Annotated in this window: 16 protein-coding genes; 8 read left to right on the forward strand and 8 right to left on the reverse strand. The window is 45.3% G+C overall.

Annotated features, from left to right (window positions below):
- Nucleotides 1–36 precede the first annotated feature (36 nt).
- Complete coding sequence (locus B067_RS0113425; protein ID WP_019530600.1) at nt 37–267, reverse strand: sulfurtransferase TusA family protein; 231 nt, start codon at nt 265–267, stop codon at nt 37–39.
- Between the two features lie 182 nt (nt 268–449).
- Between B067_RS0113425 and B067_RS0113430 the strand changes: the two genes are divergently transcribed.
- Nucleotides 450–1,949: a M48 family metalloprotease gene (locus B067_RS0113430; protein WP_019530601.1), complete on the forward strand. Its 1,500-nt coding sequence runs from the start codon at nt 450–452 to the stop codon at nt 1,947–1,949.
- A gap of 94 nt (nt 1,950–2,043) precedes the next feature.
- Here B067_RS0113430 and nadA read toward each other — a convergent pair whose 3' ends face one another.
- Nucleotides 2,044–3,090: a quinolinate synthase NadA gene (nadA, locus tag B067_RS0113435; protein ID WP_019530602.1), complete on the reverse strand. Its 1,047-nt coding sequence runs from the start codon at nt 3,088–3,090 to the stop codon at nt 2,044–2,046.
- A 205-nt stretch (nt 3,091–3,295) separates the two neighbouring features.
- Between nadA and B067_RS0113440 the strand changes: the two genes are divergently transcribed.
- The 4 genes from B067_RS0113440 to B067_RS0113455 all read left to right on the forward strand — a co-directional run bounded on the left by B067_RS0113440 (nt 3,296) and on the right by B067_RS0113455 (nt 6,845).
- Nucleotides 3,296–3,823, forward strand: coding sequence for a hypothetical protein (locus B067_RS0113440; RefSeq protein WP_019530603.1), 528 nt, complete (start codon nt 3,296–3,298; stop codon nt 3,821–3,823).
- Nucleotides 3,820–4,347 carry a hypothetical protein gene (locus B067_RS0113445; RefSeq protein WP_019530604.1) on the forward strand — a complete coding sequence of 176 codons (528 nt, stop codon included), beginning with the start codon at nt 3,820–3,822 and terminating at the stop codon, nt 4,345–4,347. Before B067_RS0113440 ends, B067_RS0113445 begins: the two co-directional genes overlap by 4 nt.
- 74 nt (nt 4,348–4,421) lie before the next feature.
- Nucleotides 4,422–5,933 (forward strand): phospholipase D-like domain-containing protein, encoded by a 1,512-nt coding sequence (locus tag B067_RS0113450; protein ID WP_019530605.1) that lies wholly within the window; start codon nt 4,422–4,424, stop codon nt 5,931–5,933.
- A 51-nt stretch (nt 5,934–5,984) separates the two neighbouring features.
- Nucleotides 5,985–6,845: a mechanosensitive ion channel family protein gene (locus tag B067_RS0113455; protein WP_019530606.1), complete on the forward strand. Its 861-nt coding sequence runs from the start codon at nt 5,985–5,987 to the stop codon at nt 6,843–6,845.
- A gap of 166 nt (nt 6,846–7,011) precedes the next feature.
- Here the strand turns inward: B067_RS0113455 and B067_RS0113460 are convergent, their stop codons facing one another.
- The 6 genes from B067_RS0113460 to B067_RS0113485 form a co-directional block, all read right to left on the reverse strand.
- Nucleotides 7,012–8,595, reverse strand: a complete 1,584-nt coding sequence (locus B067_RS0113460) for an aldehyde dehydrogenase family protein (protein WP_019530607.1) — start codon at nt 8,593–8,595, stop codon at nt 7,012–7,014.
- Nucleotides 8,596–8,611: 16 nt separating this feature from the next.
- Entirely contained in the window at nt 8,612–9,133 is a 522-nt protein-coding gene (locus tag B067_RS20500; RefSeq protein WP_019530608.1) for a flavin reductase family protein, read from the reverse strand.
- A 181-nt stretch (nt 9,134–9,314) separates the two neighbouring features.
- Complete coding sequence (locus tag B067_RS0113470; protein WP_019530609.1) at nt 9,315–10,802, reverse strand: BCCT family transporter; 1,488 nt, start codon at nt 10,800–10,802, stop codon at nt 9,315–9,317.
- Between the two features lie 28 nt (nt 10,803–10,830).
- Nucleotides 10,831–13,035 (reverse strand): N,N-dimethylformamidase beta subunit family domain-containing protein, encoded by a 2,205-nt coding sequence (locus tag B067_RS0113475; RefSeq protein ID WP_019530610.1) that lies wholly within the window; start codon nt 13,033–13,035, stop codon nt 10,831–10,833.
- A gap of 2 nt (nt 13,036–13,037) precedes the next feature.
- Complete coding sequence (locus B067_RS20505; protein WP_019530611.1) at nt 13,038–13,388, reverse strand: N,N-dimethylformamidase alpha subunit family protein; 351 nt, start codon at nt 13,386–13,388, stop codon at nt 13,038–13,040.
- Between the two features lie 18 nt (nt 13,389–13,406).
- Entirely contained in the window at nt 13,407–14,426 is a 1,020-nt protein-coding gene (locus tag B067_RS0113485) for an LLM class flavin-dependent oxidoreductase (protein WP_019530612.1), read from the reverse strand.
- Between the two features lie 108 nt (nt 14,427–14,534).
- Here B067_RS0113485 and B067_RS0113490 point away from each other — a divergent pair, with 108 nt between their 5' ends.
- From B067_RS0113490 to B067_RS0113500, 3 genes are all read left to right on the forward strand, one after another.
- Nucleotides 14,535–14,726, forward strand: coding sequence for a 2-hydroxymuconate tautomerase (locus B067_RS0113490; protein ID WP_019530613.1), 192 nt, complete (start codon nt 14,535–14,537; stop codon nt 14,724–14,726).
- 350 nt (nt 14,727–15,076) lie between these two features.
- Nucleotides 15,077–17,422, forward strand: a complete 2,346-nt coding sequence (locus tag B067_RS0113495) for a TonB-dependent receptor (RefSeq protein WP_019530614.1) — start codon at nt 15,077–15,079, stop codon at nt 17,420–17,422.
- A gap of 88 nt (nt 17,423–17,510) precedes the next feature.
- Nucleotides 17,511–18,677, forward strand: coding sequence for an MFS transporter (locus tag B067_RS0113500; protein ID WP_019530615.1), 1,167 nt, complete (start codon nt 17,511–17,513; stop codon nt 18,675–18,677).
- The last annotated feature ends 11 nt before the right edge of the window (nt 18,678–18,688 follow it).

The raw sequence follows: 18,688 nt of genomic DNA on the forward strand, positions 1-18,688 counted from the left end.
ATAGGTTATTTATTAGCCACGAACCGTGATGAGCACTTAGCCACGCTCTATCACATAAATATAGACACCCTGCTGCTGCTCACTGCTAATCAGCTGATGCGCGCTTAGTTCGGCGTAGGCTTTAAAGTCTCTTAACGAACCGGCATCGGTAGCCAGCACCCGCACGCGCTCACCCACGGCCATGCCGTTTAAGTGCAGTTTGGTTTTTAATAGCGGCAAGGGGCATTGCAGGCCACAGAGGTCTAGTTCGTGAATGTGCTCTGACATAATTCGCTTTGGTAAGTTTCCTTCAAATCAAGGGCGAGTATAACTGTTTGCCTGTTGCCAGTGCTATGGGGGTAAGCATAGTAAGGGCAACTTTAAGCGGCTTAGATTGTCAATTACTAGCAATGCTGGTTACTATCACCCTCTGTATGCAATTATGCACACCACAAAGTACACAATAAAATATGACCATTGTGCCCTATAAAACCACTATCACTTATAAGCCGCTGCTCCGCTACGGAGCCACTGCTGCGCTGGTGTTAAGCGCTGCCTGGCACGGCATTAGCGCCAGTGCCCAAAATTACGACAGCAAAGCGGTATTGCCCGAACTGGGGGATAGCTCATCCAGCCTGTTTTCACTACAACAGGAATATAAACTGGGCCGGGCGTGGCTAATGTCTTTTCGCAGCCAGGTAAAAACCATTAGCGACCCCATGTTGCAAGATTACCTAGAGCATACGGTTTATCACCTAGCCACCTATAGCCAACTGAAAGATCGTCGTCTAGACATGGTGATAGTCAACAACCCCACCATTAACGCCTTTGCCGTGCCCGGTGGCGTGGTAGGCATACACACCGGCCTGTTTAACTACGCCGAAACCGAAGCGCAATTCTCTACGGTATTGGCCCACGAATTAGCCCACTTAAGCCAGCGCCATTTTGCTAGAGGCGTAGAGCAACAGCGCCGCAATGCCATACCCAATATGGCCGGGATGTTAGCGGGTATCCTATTAGCCGCCACCGAGGGCGGCAATGCCGGCATGGCCGCGATTACCGCCACCCAGGCTGCCAGCCTGCAAAACCAGCTGCGCTACAGCCGCGGCAATGAGCAAGAAGCCGACCGCATCGGGATGCAAACCATGGTAGAGGCCGGTATAGACCCTTACGCGGCCTCAGCCATGTTTAGCAATATGCTCAAGGCCTCGCGCTTTGCTGGCACCCGGCCGCCAGAGTTTTTACTCTCCCACCCGGTCACTGAAAAACGCATAGCCGATACCCGCAACCGCGCCAATCAATACCCGCGCCAACTCTACACCGATAATATGTACTACCAACTGATGCGCGCTAGAGCCGACATAAGCTTGATAGACAATAGCCGCGAGGCGGTAAAAAACTTTCGCGCCAAGCTCAACAGCCGCAGCCGTAACCCTGAAGCCGATCAATACGGCTTAGTACTAGCGCTAACTCGCGATGGCCAAATAGGCGAAGCACAAAAACTGCTGGCACCGCTGCTAGCCGCCAGCCCCAGCCAAATCCCTTATATTATTGCCGCCAGCGAACTGGACGTGGCCAGCGGTAATAGCTCGCAAGGCATAGAGCGCGTAGAAAAAGCCCTAAGCGTATCTTTGGATAACCACCCACTGACCATGACTCTGGCTACGTTTTTACTGAAAGAGGGCCAAGCCCCCAAAGCCGCTGAGCTGCTGGAAGAGCATGTTAAAAAGCACAAGAAAAACCCCGAAGTGTGGTATCAACTGGCCGAAGCCTATGGTTTGGCGGGGAATATCGTGGGCGTGCATCAGGCCAGAGCTGAGTATTTTGTGCTCAACGGCATCTTAGACAAGGCCACTACCCAGCTATCCTATGCCCTACCGTTGACTAAAAACGACCACCTCACCACCCTGCGTATTAATGAGCGCATTAGCCAAATCAATGAGTTAAAGCTGGCGCTTAAAAGTCTCTAGCTTTTAGTTCCTAGTTCCTAAAAGCATAAAAAAGGCCGCCGTACTGCAAATATACGGCGGCCTTTTTATTAATATTTTAGCTTATGGAGGCAGCTTATTTGTTAGCGGCTGAAAACTCTAGCATACGAGTTAGCGGCTTCATCGCTCGCTCTGCCAAATCAGGGTCTACAAACACTTCATTGCTGCCTGACTCTAATACTTCGGTCATATTATCTACCGCGTTCATAGCCATCCATGGGCAGTTGCCACAGCTGCGACAGGTAGCGCCGTTACCGGCGGTAGGGGCAATGATTAACTCTTTATCGGGCACCGCCTGCTGCATTTTATAAAAAATGCCTTGGTCAGTGGCGACGATAAACTGCTTATTGGGCAGGGTTTTAGCGGCATTGATAATTTGCGAAGTAGAACCCACGAAGTCAGCCAGCTCTACAATAGCCTGCGGTGACTCGGGGTGTACCAGTATGCCCGCCTCGGGATAGACTTTTTTAATATCCTCTAAGGCCTTAGCCTTAAACTCCTCGTGTACTATACAAGAGCCATCCCACAGCAGCACATCGGCACCGGTTTCGCGTTGCACATAGCTACCTAAATGCTTATCGGGAGCCCAGAGTATTTTTTCGCCCTTGGCGTGCAAGTAATCGACCACTTGCAAAGCTATGCTGGAGGTAACCACCCAATCGGCGCGCGCTTTAACCGCTGCTGAAGTATTGGCATACACCACGACGGTGCGGTCTGAATGCTCGTTACAAAAGGCATCAAACTCTTCTATAGGGCAGCCTATATCCAGGGAACAGGTGGCTTCTAAAGTGGGCATTAATACCCGCTTTTCCGGCGACAATATCTTGGCCGTCTCACCCATAAATTTAACCCCCGCTACTATTAAAGTAGAGGCGGGATGATCGCGGCCAAATCTGGCCATTTCCAGTGAATCTGACACACAGCCACCGGTTTCCTCGGCTAGCTGCTGAATCAGTGGGTCGGTGTAGTAATGCGCCACCAACACGGCATTCTCACGAATTAATAGCGCCTTGATTTGCTCTTTATAAGAGGCCTGCTGCACCGCTGTTAACGGTGGGCGACAGCTAATCCCCTCTAAATGATCGCGTACTACTTGCTGCGCAGTTGCACTCGCTTGCGACATGTTGTTACCTCGACATTAACACTGGTAATAAATTTGGCAGGATTTTAGCAGAAAATTAGCGATAGCTATAGAGCACAACCACTCAGCAGTAAAACCCACCCTAAAGCAGGTAAATAGGCGCTCGACCATGGCAATATATGATTTATCTATCTATTAGGAGTATTCTTTATAGCGCCAATTCACTCTAGCCACATAGTGTATAACCATGAGCAAAGATGACGACGAAGAAAAAACCCTAGACCCCAGCACAGAAATTGAACGGCTGACCGCCCAGATACGCTGGAATAAGCGAGTCATTGTCGCCGTACTGGCTATCTCGGTGATCTGTTTTTCAGTCTTGAGCAGCTCGGCAGGGTATTTTTATACCCAACTCAAGGCCCTTAACAAGACACCTGCCAGCCCCTTGCAATTGCAGCTGACGCGCTTAGACGAAGACATTACAAGCCTGCGCAGCTATCTCAACACGGAAAGCCGAGCCATAGCCGCCTATCACCTAAGAATCAATCTACTGCAACAAGAGTACCAAGCTGCCAACTCTAGCCAGCGCATAGCCTTGTTTCGCAGTCGCGAAGCCGACTACCAGCAACTAATTACCGAGATACTCAGCGGCAGCCAAGAACTGGCCAGCATGAATACAGGATCACGACGCTGGCTAGAAGCTTATGAGCAGCGACTACAGAGATTAGAGGCTAGTAGTAAAAAACGCGCCCAAGCCTGGACCGACATACCATGAGCGATGATGACATCAGCGCACAGCTGTTAACCCTCAGTAACAGCGTCAAACTTAATCAGCGTTTATGCCTAGCCCTTATCGCCAGCAGCTTAGTGCTAGTCATCGCCCTCAGCAGCCTCATGTGGCAGGGCCTGCAACAACTGCAACCACTGCAGCAACAAGCACCTGACTACCTCGTGCATCAAGCTAAAAACCAGCTATGGGGTATGCGCTTAGCAGCCGAAAAACAATACGACGAGCTGCGCGCCGATCATGCCAACAACCCCCTGCTCACCCTAAAGGACGCCCTGCATCTACACGAAACCCGGCTGAGCCAAGAAGAGCAGCACTGGGGCATCGCCCTCGACCTATATAACAAGCTGTTATACAGGCTCAGCCGGCACCTAGGTGGAGCCGAAGAGTGGCAATATTTTCAGGGCCAAAAGCTAGCCACACTTATCAACCAGAGCAGCCATCGGCAGGCCACCCTGCGCCCGCAACAGAACGGTACTGGTCAGATTATTAAGACGCAGCCAGAAGAGTGATTTTTACGGCTATGTCTTACCCTCAATCATGCCTAGAGTGATTAATATAAACGTTAAGACCCAAGGCTAAGCGTATGACTATCACCTGGCTGATACTAGCGCTACACAGCGTGCTGGCCACCACCAGTATTCTGCATGCCCTACTGTACAAAAAAGATCCGCGTGCCGCACTAGGATGGATTGCCGTTAGCGTTGCCTACCCTTTAGTCGGCCCTGTGCTTTATTATTTATTTGGTATCAATCGAGTAAAAACCCAAGCCTACCAACTTGTTGGCAAACCACTATTTAACCCCTTCAGTTATGAAAGACCCAGCGCCCCACCACGGGCAACACCGCAGCCAACGGCGATAGCAACGCTGCCTAGCCTAATAGCGCAAAACACGCTCCTCAGCGGCTTAGCCCTAACTTCTGCAGCCGTTACCCAGCGCCCACTCGTGGAAGGCAATAGTATCCAACCCCTTTTTAACGGTGATAAGGCCTACCCGGAAATGCTAGCCACTATCAACCAGGCACAGCACAGTATTTGCTTGTCCTCTTATATTTTTGCCAACGATAAAAGCGGACAACGATTTATTCAAGCTCTCGCCGCCGCACAGCAGCGCGGCGTTAAAGTCAGGGTATTACTCGATGGTATAGGCGAGCTCTACAGCTTCCCCACTGCGGGCTATCACCTAAAACGCAAAGGCATTAAGCTAGTTCGTTTCCTCCCCCCTAAGCTACTGCCACCCTCGGTACATATCAATCTTCGCAACCACCGTAAATTACTGATTGTTGATGCCACGGTAGGGTTTACCGGTGGCATGAATATTGGTGACCATCATTTATCGCAAGAAATCGGTAACAAACAAGGCATTAGTGATGTGCATTTTTCTTTACAGGGTGACATAGTCGCGCAATTATTAGAAACCTTCGAGGAAGACTGGGCCTTTGCAACGGACGCCGCTATCACAAACGATGCGCCTATCGACACACAGGCTAGTGACATAGCAAAAACCACCCAAACAGCGTCCACGCCATTGTCAGTAAATCACAAGCCTCAATCTATTTGCCGAGTCATTACCGATGGGCCTAATGAGGATTTAGGCAAACTAGCGATGATACTAACCGCGGCAACGGCATTGGCCACTAAACGCATAGCCATTATGACACCCTATTTTCTACCACCAGCCATACTTATCAACTCACTACAAACTGCCGCACTGCGCGGTGTCGATGTGGCTATTATTTTACCTGCCGTATCCAATCAGCCGCTGGTGCACTGGGCTACTCGCAATATGCTATGGGAATTATTACAATTCGGGGTAAAAATTTATTACCAACCGGCCCCTTTTGCACACAGCAAATTTATGCTGATTGACGATCACTACGCCCACATAGGTTCAGCAAACTTAGACCCGCGTAGCTTGCGGCTCAACTTTGAGCTTATTGTAGAAATATTTGACCAAGATTTTGTTAGCACTATGGATAAGCATTTCACTACCATACGACAGGCCTCTAAGGAGGAAACTTTAGAAAACATTGACCATCGCTCTTTTCCTGCACGCGTGCGCGATGCCACAGCTTGGCTTTTTTCGCCATATCTATAGCACCAACAGCATAGACCGCGCCCATAACTATTTATTATTAAGGATATACGTTTGAATTACGCCATAGACCATATAGCAAGCCTACCATTAGCCTTGCGCTTAGCCTCATTTATAGGCTTAGCTGTTATCACGCATTTATTCGTCATTGTGATTCGTCATTTCGCCAATTATATTCTCGCCCGCAAACCCAGCAAACAATATCAAAAGCTAGGTTCACTATTCACTCTCACCACCAGCTGTATTATCTTCGCCCTTTATTTCTTTTCCGTTGGCTTTATCTTTCAGGAATTCGGTATTTCACTCTCCGCCTATTTAGCCAGTGCAACTATTGTGGGGCTGGCTATAGGCTTCGGCTTACAAGGCGTGGTGCAAGATGTCGTCACAGGACTCACCTTTATCTTTTCTGACCTTATTGATGTCGGCGACCTAGTTGAAATCTCCACACAAACAGGCGTAGTCAAAGCTATCACCATGCGTTTTATTGAACTGGAAAATGCCATGGGCGCAGTAGTATTCATCCCTAACCGCACCATCAATAATATTATTAATTATCCGCGGGGCTATGTGCGCTGCATAGTTGACGTAACGTTACGGGGCGATGAAGAACAAAAACAACAGATTGAAAGCATAGCAAGCCAGCTCACCCTCACCATAAAGCAACAATTCCCCGGTATATTAATCGCCACACCCTCGGTTGAGGGACGCATCATCCTAAACCCCAGCAAAGAGATACTCAGAATAAAATTTCGAATTTGGCCCAATCGCGGTCAACCGATAGAGACCACATTTTTTCAAGAACTAACAGCAAAACTACAGAGCATAGACCCTGACTACAAACAGTGGATGATTGCTATCAGCTATGAAGTGGAGGAGAGAAAAACGGTGAAGTATAAAGCCCTGCCTTGGCGTTAAGTACTATCGCTAAGGCCTGGGCTGTCAGTTTTCCTAGTTTAAATCGAAAGTTTAAATCAATAGTTTAAATCGAAAGTTTCATTGAAGCTGATTTTACGGTGCAGACAAGTCAGCTAACAATAGCTGAAGGCTGACATCACCTACTCAAACAGCTTCTAACTAAACTCTAATTCAGGTCTATCCACACCGACTTGGTCTCTAAAAACATATCCAATTGCTCACGCCCCTGCTCCCTGCCTATACCCGATTGCTTATAACCGCCAAAGGGCTGGCTGGGGTCACCAAGATTATGAGTATTAACCCAAACCACACCCGCTTCAATTTGCGGGATTAAACGATGCACTCGGGTTAAGTCATTGGACCAAATACTAGCGCCTAGGCCATAGCTACTGTCATTGGCTAAGCGCAGGGCTTCTTCCTCATCCTCAAAAGCCTGCACCACCAATACCGGACCAAATATTTCTTCACGAACCACCGCCATAGCGTTATGGGTATCCGTCAAAACCGTGGGGGCCACAAAATAGCCATCACCTTCCACGATGCTGCGCTTGGTCGCCAACTTGGCGCCCTCACTAAGCCCTTGAGCTATATAGCCGTTAACTCGCAGCTGATGAGGTTTAGAAACTAACGGCGCCATGCCGCATGACGCATCCAAACCGGACGCTAAAGTGAGTGAGTCAGCAATGGCAGCAATACCTGCCACCACTTTATCGTGTATGTCTCTATGTATATATAATCTTGAACCGGCACAGCACACCTGCCCCTGATTATAAAAAATCGCATTGGCCGCACCTTTTATCACTTTATCAATATCGGCATCGGCAAAAACGATAAGTGGCGATTTACCCCCCAGCTCAAGAGAAACTCGGGTGATATTTTCCATGGCCGACTTACCAATACTTTTACCCACGGCTGTAGAGCCGGTAAATGCAATTTTATTAATACCGGGGTGACTGGCTAGCGCCGCACCCACCTGCACACCAGTGCCAGTAATTACATTGACGACACCTTTGGGGAAGCCAGCCTCTGCAATCAACTCAGCCAGCCTTAACGCCGACAAAGGTGTTTGCTCAGCAGGCTTTAAAATCACCGTACAACCGGTCACTAAAGCCGGTATGATTTTCCAAACCGCCATCACCAAGGGGAAGTTCCAAGGAATAATTCCTGCCACAACGCCTACCGGCTCTTTTAAGGTATAAGCATGCTGCTGCCCAGATGCAGAAACCGTGTTCACCTTACCTTCAATTTTTGAACACCACCCAGCCATATAGCGGATATGATTAATCGCTGAGCTAAGTTCAGCTCTAGCTCCGGTGATAGACTTACCATTATCTAAAGATTCAATTTGGGCAAGCTGCTCTGCATTTTCCTCCACTAAATCAGATAGTCGCAATAACATAGCCTGCCTAGCCATCGGTTTCATGCCACGCCACTCTGGATTAGCAAAGGCTTTTCTAGCAGCGACAACCGCCTCATCAACTTCGCTAACGCTAAGATTGGGAATCACATTCAACACTTTGCCGGTAAAAGGCTCATAAACCGGTATCACCGAATCAGTATCGGAGTGCATCCACTCCCCACCAATAAAACAGCCTTTGGGCTTGGCAATAAACGCCTTAACGGAATCTAATAAAATATTCTCGCGATCCACCTGTGTAAAGATATCGGGTAAATCATCCAGATTGTAATTATGTCTTAACAAAGAGTCTGCGACATGATTTTGCAGCTCTAGAGATTCTAAATAGGGCATAAATGCCTCCTGCTTTTTACGTTTTAGGAGTGACCGCTGAATAGGCACGGTTAAAGTAAACCAAGGGTTCACCGGTTTGGGTATCAACAGCTAACACTCTTCCCAGAACTATTAAATGCGAGCCTTCTGTAAAGCTCTCTATCAGCTCACAATGAAACGTTGCCAAACTATCCTTTAAAGCCATGCCGCCGCAGGGGCTTTTTTGCCAGCAACCCACGGTAAATTTTTGTGCACCTTTTAACTCACCAACACCAGCAAAAACAGCGGAAACATTTTCATGGTGGGCGGCTAATACATTGACGCAAAAGCTGCCCGAATTTAACAGCTCTTGGGTGGTGGCGTTGTTAGTATTCAAGCACACTAAAACAGTTGCAGGATCTGCTGTGACGGAAGTAAACGCACTGACTGTAGATCCTTGCACACTCTCACCCGAGCCGGTAGTCACCACCGTAACAGCGCCTGCCACCATACGCATGGCAGATATGAAATCTTCTCTCACCGGCACAACATCAACCACTAAAGCTTGTTCCGCAGACATAATAAACTCCTATTAAAATAAAACCGCCGTATCGGCTATACAGATGTATAGTGGTCGAATAATAAGGCGCTGTCAATATTTTTAACATAACAAAATGGGATAAGAAAAAAGATAACAACGGCTATAAATAGCTAATGCTCCGCCAGATTACAGGAGCATAGAAGCAGTCAAAAATAAGCTATCAAGGGGTAGACTTATTCAACAAAAAATACAAAGAGTAAAGCATCAACGCTAAGGCCAATAGCTGAGGCAAAGAAACCAGTAAGGTAAATGACTGCACAGCCTTTAAGCCACCCACTACCAACAAACCGTAAGAGGCGCCACAAATAAGAAATACCCACGCTACCCTAGTCAACTTAACTGATAGTAGCTTTTCATTTAAAGGCCCTAACACACTGGCATCTGCCAAAACATAAGCCGCAGAATCTACCGTAGTAGACATAAAAATAAAGGCTAAAATAAAAAACACCCACAAAACCAACTTGCCTAATGGCATGATTAACAATAACTGCAATATACCGCTGGGGCCGCCGGACTCAGCAACAATACTACCCATATCCAATAAGCCCGCTATCTGATAGTAAACGCCGCTACCGCCAAACACTGCGTAAAAAATCCAAGACCCTACAGCCCCACCCACACTCAAGCCTATGACCACCTCTCTAATCGTTCTTCCTCTGGATATTTTCGCGACAAAGAAACCAATGAAAGGTGCGTAGGCAATAAACCAGGCCCAGTAAAAATTAGTCCATTCTTTAGGAAAACTCCCTCCCTCGACGGCATCATTCCACAAGCTCATTTTTATAAAGTTATTCAAAAGAATGGCGAAACTATCAGTGAAGTAAGTAAATATGAATTGAGTTGGTCCCGCAAAAACAACAAAAAATAACATCACCACCGCAAGTACCAGGTTGACATTACTCATTATTTTTATACCCTTATTAATACCTGTAAAAGCACTAATACTAATAATTACACACCAAACAAAGACTATAGCTAACTCAACGTTTGTTTCAGGATCCAGAACAAAAATATGGGCAGCCATATAAGATAACATAGGGATACCTACCCCAATAGAGGTCACCACAGCACCAAATAATCCCAACACAAAAATAAAACGTAACGGTAAAGATAATAGCTTTTTGTTAAACGTTGAAAGGCCAGCCGTACAGGCAGTAGCGAAGTTGGCATCAACTATTTTTTCCCGCCAAAATAGTACCGAAAAACTAACCGCGGCCAAAGCATAAACACTCCAACCGGTGATCCCCCAATGCAGCATTCCATAGGCCGTAGCCCAGCTTAGCGCCTCATCAGATTTTGGCTCAATAGCGAAAGGTGGTGAGTTGTAGTGATATACCCATTCAATAGCTCCCCAGTACATTACACTGGAACCTATGCCTGTACAGAACATCATTGTAAACCAGCTCATGTTGGAGTACTCAACCCCCTTACCTAAACGAACATTGGCATAAGGCCCAAAACACAACCACAAACAGAAGGAAAAGCATAGCAAGACAAACCATTGATACAGCCATCCCATATTAGATGACACCATTTGGAATAGGTGATTAATATACTCCGAGGGTTTACCTGCATAAATCGTTAATACGGCAATAGCTACTATTAATAACGACAACAACAGAGTAATTAATTTTTTATCTAACTTCATGCTTAGCCCTGTATTTATTATTTCTATTTCAAAAACTTTCTTCACTTACAAATCTGGAAATAACATTTTTGGTTATTCTTGAAACATTATTATCTGAACCATTACATTGTAAGCTGGTGCACCAGGCTATAGAGCCAGTGCTAAAAACAGCACCGCCATTATTTGTTTCATAAAAAACAATATCAGCTTTCACATAGGGGTTATCTGCACCAGACATTAGCGGATGGTGAAAGTCTGTTTCTTCTGGTGCTAACAGCATTTGCGGTGAATGCTCCTCTGAAGATGCCACCACTAGCGCGTGGGGCGGCGTCCCCAGCTTATAATCTGCAGCATCTATCTCTAGGCCTGCGGCTCCGCCTAAAATATAACCGAAATCACCGATAAGCTCATCCGAGGCCACACCCTCAAAAATAAATTTTGCGCGCGGATTTTCAGCCTCTGCCGTTTGCCGGTAGTAAGAGCAGCCATCAAAACCTGTTGCTCTGGTGCCCACACCCACCAATTCATTAGGCGGTGTGCCTACACGGCGCCATAAGCCACCGTATTCACCATTGGAAGATAAATAATGCTCCCCGGGTTCTTCTGCCCAATAGCGAGCACCGTCTTCACTACGCCTAACTTCTATAACCCCAGGGATTGCATTATGGAAAGCAATACGCCAATAGAAACCATTGCCGCCCATATACATAAGCCTGCCACCTTGATCTTGGAAAGAGGCTATGGCTGACCACATATCGCTACTGATATATTCAGGATGGCTGCCCGTCATAATACAACGATATTTTTGCAACAAGCCTACACCCTGCTGATGGACATCCTCATCGCTAATAATTTCGTATTCAATATTATTTTTTTCCATCCAGCTTAATAAATGCGTATCTGCATTTAAATTCCACACTCTTGTTTTAGGGCCGTGATTCAAAGCTGGACGCAAGCGGCTGGAGTAGCGCACGCCACTGCCATCAGTGTGGGTATCGTAAGTGGAGAGTCCAAGCTCTGGAGCTTGCTGCAGAAAAGCCTCCTCTTTGGAAAATTCCAGCACATGGCCACGTCTAGCCTCGGCCAAATCATGATGCAAAGCCCAATGGGAATTTATATAAGCATTGTAGGTTGCAGTGGATGCCAAAAAGGCTAATTTGGTATTTTTGCCAGGATTAGCAGCGCGTACTAAAAAAGTGATATAACTTTCATCATCTTGCGCTGTTAGTTTTACGGCATAAACGCCGCTTTTTATAGTTTTAGGCAAATCCAAAGAAAAACAGGGCTGCCATTTTGCATCGATCAAGTCATCATCATGAAAATGTATGGCTCCGTAATAAGCCGGGCAATGACTCCAGTTTAGGCAACTACCATCCCAGTTATGCCCCTTAACCCCTCTTGCCGGCATATTAATAAGTTCGCCATGTAACATGTTCGGGGAAATATCATGAGCGGTTAAACTTTCTATAGCGAGGGAAAAATCCCAATAGCCCAACACAAAAGGCAGGTATTTATCAGCCATAGTATCGGCTAACAATACCTCCCACTCCGAGGGCTGTAAGCCTATAGACAGTAATCTTGGCCTATCCATTTTCCCGTTAAAGCAATTACCATATCCGCCGTCAAAGGGGGATGCTGCTAATACCAACTCAGCGTCACTACTGCTATTGACCTGCTTAGTTATAGCTTGACTAATACTTAGATCATCATTGATACCAGGGTGAGACACTTGCGGTTTATGAGTAAGATACATGGCGTTATTAACGGCATCATAACCTGCTGTAATTAAGTACCATTTATCATTGATCAGGCTAGCCTGACCCTGCAAACTAAATTTATCGCCGCCACTATGTAGAGACAAACTAAGCATACCGGCATTATCAATATAGGCACTAAAGCCATTATCACCGTTATCATCCAGGCAACACACTAGCGTCTGTTCACCTGCCTCAATGGCGGTAGGCTTGATATAAGCTTGGAAATGAAAGCCCTCGTTCATATTGAGTGGAACTTTTTTACTAAACTTAATAAAGGAGCCGATCTGAGTTTTTTGTGATATTGCTTTGTAGGTTTGATTAATAGGTGAGTCTATTAGCTGCTCTTCATAGCCTGGCCCAGAGAGCCTGTCATCACCACAGATTACACGTACCAGTTGCACGTTATAATTATCAATAGCGTAGCCTCCCACCATAAACTGAATATTCTCACCTGGTGAGACTGTTCCTTTATCACTATACCCTATTACTTTTTTCATGATTAACGCCTACTAGGAAGATTACTCTCAGAATATTTAGGTGCATCTATAATGTTTTCTAAATTTTCCCCTGTTAACTGCAGCCACCTTTGTACAAAAACGTCCCATTCAGCTTCAGCAACATTGGTATAAATTCTTTTATTAATATAGATAGGCTTTTCTCCTCGTATTCCGGACAACTTTGCCAAACGCCACTCTTTGTGTCTTACCGTATTAATTAATATAGGACGGCCCGCAGCCGGCGCTTGTCGCATACGTAATAATAATCGCTCAAGCTCACGACTATATGGGCCAAAGGGTTTACTCTTAAACTCTTCAGCCAGCTCTAGCTGCTTACCATCCAGCTTATACATGGTAAAACTCCACTTACTTTATTTAAATTGAGGCATAATATCGCGCGCTAATGCTTCCATTGAGCGCATAATTTCTAAATGACTAGCCCCCATATCCATATTAAGGTTAATGTCATCTATACCTGCTTCGGCATATATCCCCAGCTTATCGATCACTTCACTACTGGTACCAATTAACAAATTAGCTGCCATTTCATCCTCTGTTTGACGCATAGGCTTGCGGCTTACTTCACCGTTAATTACCTCACCATCGGTCTCAAAAGCATTAGAGAATCGCTCATAATACTCATAAGCTAAGCGTTGTTTTTGTATCACATCAGCATTGTCATCACACACAAAACAGCCTCTTAACATGGATAGCTTGCTGTTTTCACCAGCTTTACCAGCATCCTTAGCGCCGCGGTGAAACGCGTCGGCTAGCTCTTTAAGAAAGCTAGCTTCTGCCTTGAGCGGTGATGTTTGAATATTAAAACCACGTTTCGCACAGTGGTAAACAGACTCCGGGAATAAAGCGGCCATCCAAATCGGCGGCATGGGGTCTTGTATAGGCCTAGGCTGAACCTTGGTAGATGAAAATTGGTAATAATCGCCATCCCAAGAAACCTCTTCATCACTGGTTAGTAAGGCAATGAGAACATTTAATGACTCATCAAATATCTCTCGGCTTTTACTAAAATCCACACCCAAGCGGTCAAACTCATAAGGAAAGGCTCCTCGACCAACACCAATTTCAATACGGCCATCGGTTAAAATATCCGTCACCGCAATCTCGCCGGCTAACTGCCGCATATCGAGTAAAGGCAAGGCCAGCACTGAGGTGATAATGGGTATGTGCTTGGTTACACTGGCAATTTTTACGGCTGTTGCCAATGGCGCGGGGTTCATCAAAATATTGATTAAGTGATGATGAGGGAGGGTGATACTGGCAAAACCAAGGTCTTCAGCTAATTGAGCTTGCTCCAGCATATCATTAAAAACACTTTTACCACCCCTAGCGCTATCAGGCATATAAGTAGATAAAAACAAACTAAAATCCATAACACACTCCTACAGCCTCAGCTGAGCTATTAATTATTTACAAAACAGACTATACACATGTATAGTTTACAGCGTCAACACCCTATTAAATGAATTTTGGAGGACGTTATGCCTGTTATTACTATTGAAATGTTTGAGGGCCGTAGCCTAGAGCAGAAAAAAGCTCTCGTTAAAGAGATCACCGAAACAATGGAGAGAACCTGCAATGCCAAGCCAGACACTGTACATATTATTATTGAAGATAAAAAAATGGAAAACTGGGGATTTAAAGGCGAACTAGTTTCCGAATTGACAAAATAATATCCTCTGGACAACCCACTATATCTACGCTGCGTAGTGCGCACTGATCGAACGCCATTAGGCGTATAACCGGCATCAGCTACAAGTTTCTAGCTGATGCTACACCCTTTACTTCAATAAAATAATTATTCCTCTAACTACATTTCATGATGTTTCAGTCGCCAGATAAACAGCATAACAATAATTACAAACGCACGGTGTCGAAAAAAGTTCCTCTTGACTTTAATTATCGAGACGATTATGTTCACCAACTATACATGTGTATAGCTTATAATTTTAGCTCAGAAGTCTAATAAAACTAGACCTGTGTTGCCCTATTTCATTAATAACCATTAACAGGAGTAGCAATAATGAATAAAAAATTAATAACACTAGCCATACAAGGTAGTATTTTATCCGGGTCTTTTCTAAACCAGTTAGCACTCGCCAATAACGACACAAGATTTAAACTAGAAGAAGTAATAGTGACATCAACTCGACGGTCTGAAAGCGTGCAAGATATTCCCTATAATATAAGCGCTATCAGTGAAGATTTTCTTGAACAAAACGGCATAACTGACCTCAGCAAGTTAACCAAATCTATTCCTGGTGTTACCTATACTGACCGCGGCCCAAGATCTAGCGGATCTAATAGCGGCATTGTTATGCGGGGTTTAAATGCTTCACGATTAGGCTCCAATGAAAATATCAATACGGCAGTCTCTCCAGTGTCTACTTATATGGGTGAGACACCTTTATTTGTAAATTTACACCTTAAAGATGTAGAGCGAGTGGAGGTTTTAAGAGGTCCGCAGGGCACCCTTTATGGATCGGGATCATTGGGCGGTACATTAAGATATATTTATAACAAACCCGATACAAAAATGACTAACTATGAGATAGGAACTCGCATAAGTAAGACTAAAGAAGCTGCGGATCTAAGTCACGACAGTTATGTCTTAGCTAACATAGCACTTAAAGACAATCTCGCTATACGCACTAGTGCAGGACATATTAGCCGGGCGGGTATAATCGATGCCAAAGGTTTGTACCGTTTAGACCCCAGCAGTAATGATCCACGCTTAAGCAACTCTGGCGATGTGCAAAATAGCCCAGCCGTTACTTATAATAAGGATGACATTGACGATAGTGAAACCACCTACGCCAGAGTCTCCTTGCTGTGGGAACCAACAGATAGCGCCAGCTTTCAGTTTAATTACCAGATGCAGCGCGATCGAGCCAATGGCCGCAGAGCAGACAACCCTGATTTTGAAAACCTAGGGGAATATGAACAATCCATTAGATTAAATGAACCGCTAGATAGAGATGTGGATTTATTTAGTGTAGAAGCTGAAATAGATCTTGGCTTTGCCACGTTAAGCTCATCGACCTCTAGCTTTGAAAACAGCTCTGACAGTATTAGAGATCAAACCGGTATATATACCAATTTTAGTTTTTGGAGTTATTACGAAGGCAATCCGCGAGAAATTATCCGTGGCACCGTTGAGACAAAAGAAGAAGCCTTTGTTCAAGAACTACGCTTAGTTTCACAAAGCGACTCCGACCTTAGCTGGATAGCCGGTGTGTTTTATATGGACCATGACCAAGAGCAATTTCAGCAAGACTTTTATGAGGGCTACACGCAGTGGTCATTAAATAATAGCAGCAACTCAGCTAGCATACTGACCGACTTGGGCTATAGCGCCAACCTTAAACGCTCAGTAAAAGACACCGCTCTATTTGGTGAACTGAAATACCAGCTTAGCGATGCGTGGCAAGTAACCGTTGGAGCTAGGGCATTTGAGCAAGCGTTTGAAAGCGGTAATCTGTTCACCCTACCTATCTGCGGTGCAGGTTGTGCCGAAGATGGCCTAAATGCCTATGGCACTAATGGCGGCGTTGAGAAGGAAACGTTCAGAGACGAAATATTTAAGTTTAATACCTCCTATGATATCTCTGATGCCTCGATGATTTATTTTACTGCTGCGGAAGGTTTTCGTAGGGGAGGCACCAACGGTATACCTTTAATTGGTGTCTATGCAGAGAGCCCAGACCTGTTGATCTATGAGCCAGATAAAGTCACCAATCTTGAGGTCGGTTTTAAATCTACCTTTATGGATAGGTTTAGAGTTTCTTCGGCCCTATTTCATATCACTTGGGATGATATACAAATTGACGGAGTTTCTCCCAGCGGGGCTTTCCCCATCGCAGTTAATGGCGGCAGTGCTGAATCCAAAGGTTTAGAGCTAGAGCTGTCAGGGCAAATCACAGAAAATCTATTGGTAAATTTAGGCTACAGCTATGTCGATTCAGCCCTTACCAAAGGATTTAATATAGGTGGCGTCTTTGCCAACAAAGGGGATTTACTACCAGGTGTTTCCAAACATAGCGCCTCATTATCCATCAATTACACACAAACGATAAATAGCACCTGGGAGGCTATTTATACCGCTAATTATGCCTATAGAGATGATGTTACATCAGACATTAACCCTGCCAGCATTGACTATGCGGAGATAGATGGTTATTCAACCCTAGATATATCTGCAGGCTTTAAATCTGACAGCTGGATGCTAAAAGCTTTTATAGACAATGTTAGAAACGATCGAGCCGTTTCATCTACCTACCCTGCTAGCCGGTTTGGTGAGCGCTATGCACTCGAATATGTAGCCAGCCCTAGAACCTACGGCATAGGGGTAAGCTACCTGTTTGATTAACAATAGCGTTAATTACTACGTGCCGTATGGGTGAGTCTCTGTCATTCCATACGGCCAGTCTATTCGCCCCCATAATAAGACAATTAAGATGCCAAAACTTACCCATAAAACATCCATATACAGCCTTATCGCCTTATGTGTATTCCTATCCATCAACAATGTTATATTTAATATACTGCCCATTGTATTAGGCACGGCATCGATATCACTTAATTTAAGCGACGATAATATTGGTTTTATTGGCTCTATATTTTTGCTGGGCACAACCCTAGCCAATTTAAGCAGTATTTATTGGGTAAACCGCTGCAACTGGCAGAAATTTCTGCTGGCAAACAGCATTCTCACATGCGCTTTATTATTCTTAGCCAGCCTAAGTAGCTATCAAGAGCTGGTTATACTATTTTTTATCATCGGGCTTTGCTCAGGATCGGCCTTAGCCTGCGTTTTTTGTGCTATTGCAGCACAACCAAAACCAGAGAAAATTTACGGCATAGGCCTGGGCATGCAAGTCAGCATGGCAGGGTTGGTCATATTCATATTACAATTTGAGTTTATTTCCATACTGGGCTTTGAGGGTTTAATGCTGTCGCTGGCCGGTATATTTTTAGTAGCATCAACAATAGCCTTTGCCTTTCCTAGCTTGGGTAGCGGGCAAAATAACCCTAAAGCCAATAAAAACAAAGGCCGCAGCACGTGGGCCTTGGCCATGCTCATCCCCCTAACAGGTATCGCAATTTATTTTCTTGGGCAAACGGCTATATGGGCGTTCTTACAAAGAATAGGCGATGCCAAATCGCTTGATCACAACTACATTTCTTATACTATCGCACTCGTTTTAATCTTATGTTCTCTAGGGGCATTTGCAGCCTCGTGGCTGGGCACTAGGCTAGGCAGGAATATTCCACTATTAATTGCTAGTGCTCTATTTATAGGCTCTATAGCCGGCCTCTACTTATTCGACAGTGCCGCTGCCTACTTTATCGCTGTGTTGGTTTACTCCTGCGCTTGGAACTTTGCATTGCCTTATCAGCTGTTAGCGGTTAACGCTGCCGACCCAAGCGGAAAAATGGCCTCTCTTATACCAACCTTTCAAAATATAGGGGGGACTTTAGGGCCAGGTATAGGCGGAGTACTAATCACTCAATCAGGCAACCAAAGCACTTTATATATTATGACCGTGGCAACGACAGTACTCTGTTTATTCTTTTTTATACGCTCTAGCGTAGTAAAAGTGACAAAACCACTGATGGTTTAATAGTTTATATT

The organism is Dasania marina DSM 21967, assembly GCF_000373485.1.
Lineage (GTDB): Bacteria > Pseudomonadota > Gammaproteobacteria > Pseudomonadales > Dasaniaceae > Dasania > Dasania marina.

Excerpts from the sequence above, each read along its gene's own strand:
- B067_RS0113425 (WP_019530600.1), bottom strand. The coding sequence starts at position 267 with ATGTCAGAGCACATTCACGAACTAGACCTCTGTGGCCTGCAATGCCCC.
- B067_RS0113430 (WP_019530601.1), top strand. The coding sequence starts at position 450 with ATGACCATTGTGCCCTATAAAACCACTATCACTTATAAGCCGCTGCTC.
- nadA (WP_019530602.1), bottom strand. The coding sequence starts at position 3,090 with ATGTCGCAAGCGAGTGCAACTGCGCAGCAAGTAGTACGCGATCATTTA.
- B067_RS0113440 (WP_019530603.1), top strand. The coding sequence starts at position 3,296 with ATGAGCAAAGATGACGACGAAGAAAAAACCCTAGACCCCAGCACAGAA.
- B067_RS0113445 (WP_019530604.1), top strand. The coding sequence starts at position 3,820 with ATGAGCGATGATGACATCAGCGCACAGCTGTTAACCCTCAGTAACAGC.
- B067_RS0113450 (WP_019530605.1), top strand. The coding sequence starts at position 4,422 with ATGACTATCACCTGGCTGATACTAGCGCTACACAGCGTGCTGGCCACC.
- B067_RS0113460 (WP_019530607.1), bottom strand. The coding sequence starts at position 8,595 with ATGCCCTATTTAGAATCTCTAGAGCTGCAAAATCATGTCGCAGACTCT.
- B067_RS20500 (WP_019530608.1), bottom strand. The coding sequence starts at position 9,133 with ATGTCTGCGGAACAAGCTTTAGTGGTTGATGTTGTGCCGGTGAGAGAA.
- B067_RS0113470 (WP_019530609.1), bottom strand. The coding sequence starts at position 10,802 with ATGAAGTTAGATAAAAAATTAATTACTCTGTTGTTGTCGTTATTAATA.
- B067_RS0113475 (WP_019530610.1), bottom strand. The coding sequence starts at position 13,035 with ATGAAAAAAGTAATAGGGTATAGTGATAAAGGAACAGTCTCACCAGGT.
- B067_RS20505 (WP_019530611.1), bottom strand. The coding sequence starts at position 13,388 with ATGTATAAGCTGGATGGTAAGCAGCTAGAGCTGGCTGAAGAGTTTAAG.
- B067_RS0113485 (WP_019530612.1), bottom strand. The coding sequence starts at position 14,426 with ATGGATTTTAGTTTGTTTTTATCTACTTATATGCCTGATAGCGCTAGG.
- B067_RS0113490 (WP_019530613.1), top strand. The coding sequence starts at position 14,535 with ATGCCTGTTATTACTATTGAAATGTTTGAGGGCCGTAGCCTAGAGCAG.
- B067_RS0113495 (WP_019530614.1), top strand. The coding sequence starts at position 15,077 with ATGAATAAAAAATTAATAACACTAGCCATACAAGGTAGTATTTTATCC.
- B067_RS0113500 (WP_019530615.1), top strand. The coding sequence starts at position 17,511 with ATGCCAAAACTTACCCATAAAACATCCATATACAGCCTTATCGCCTTA.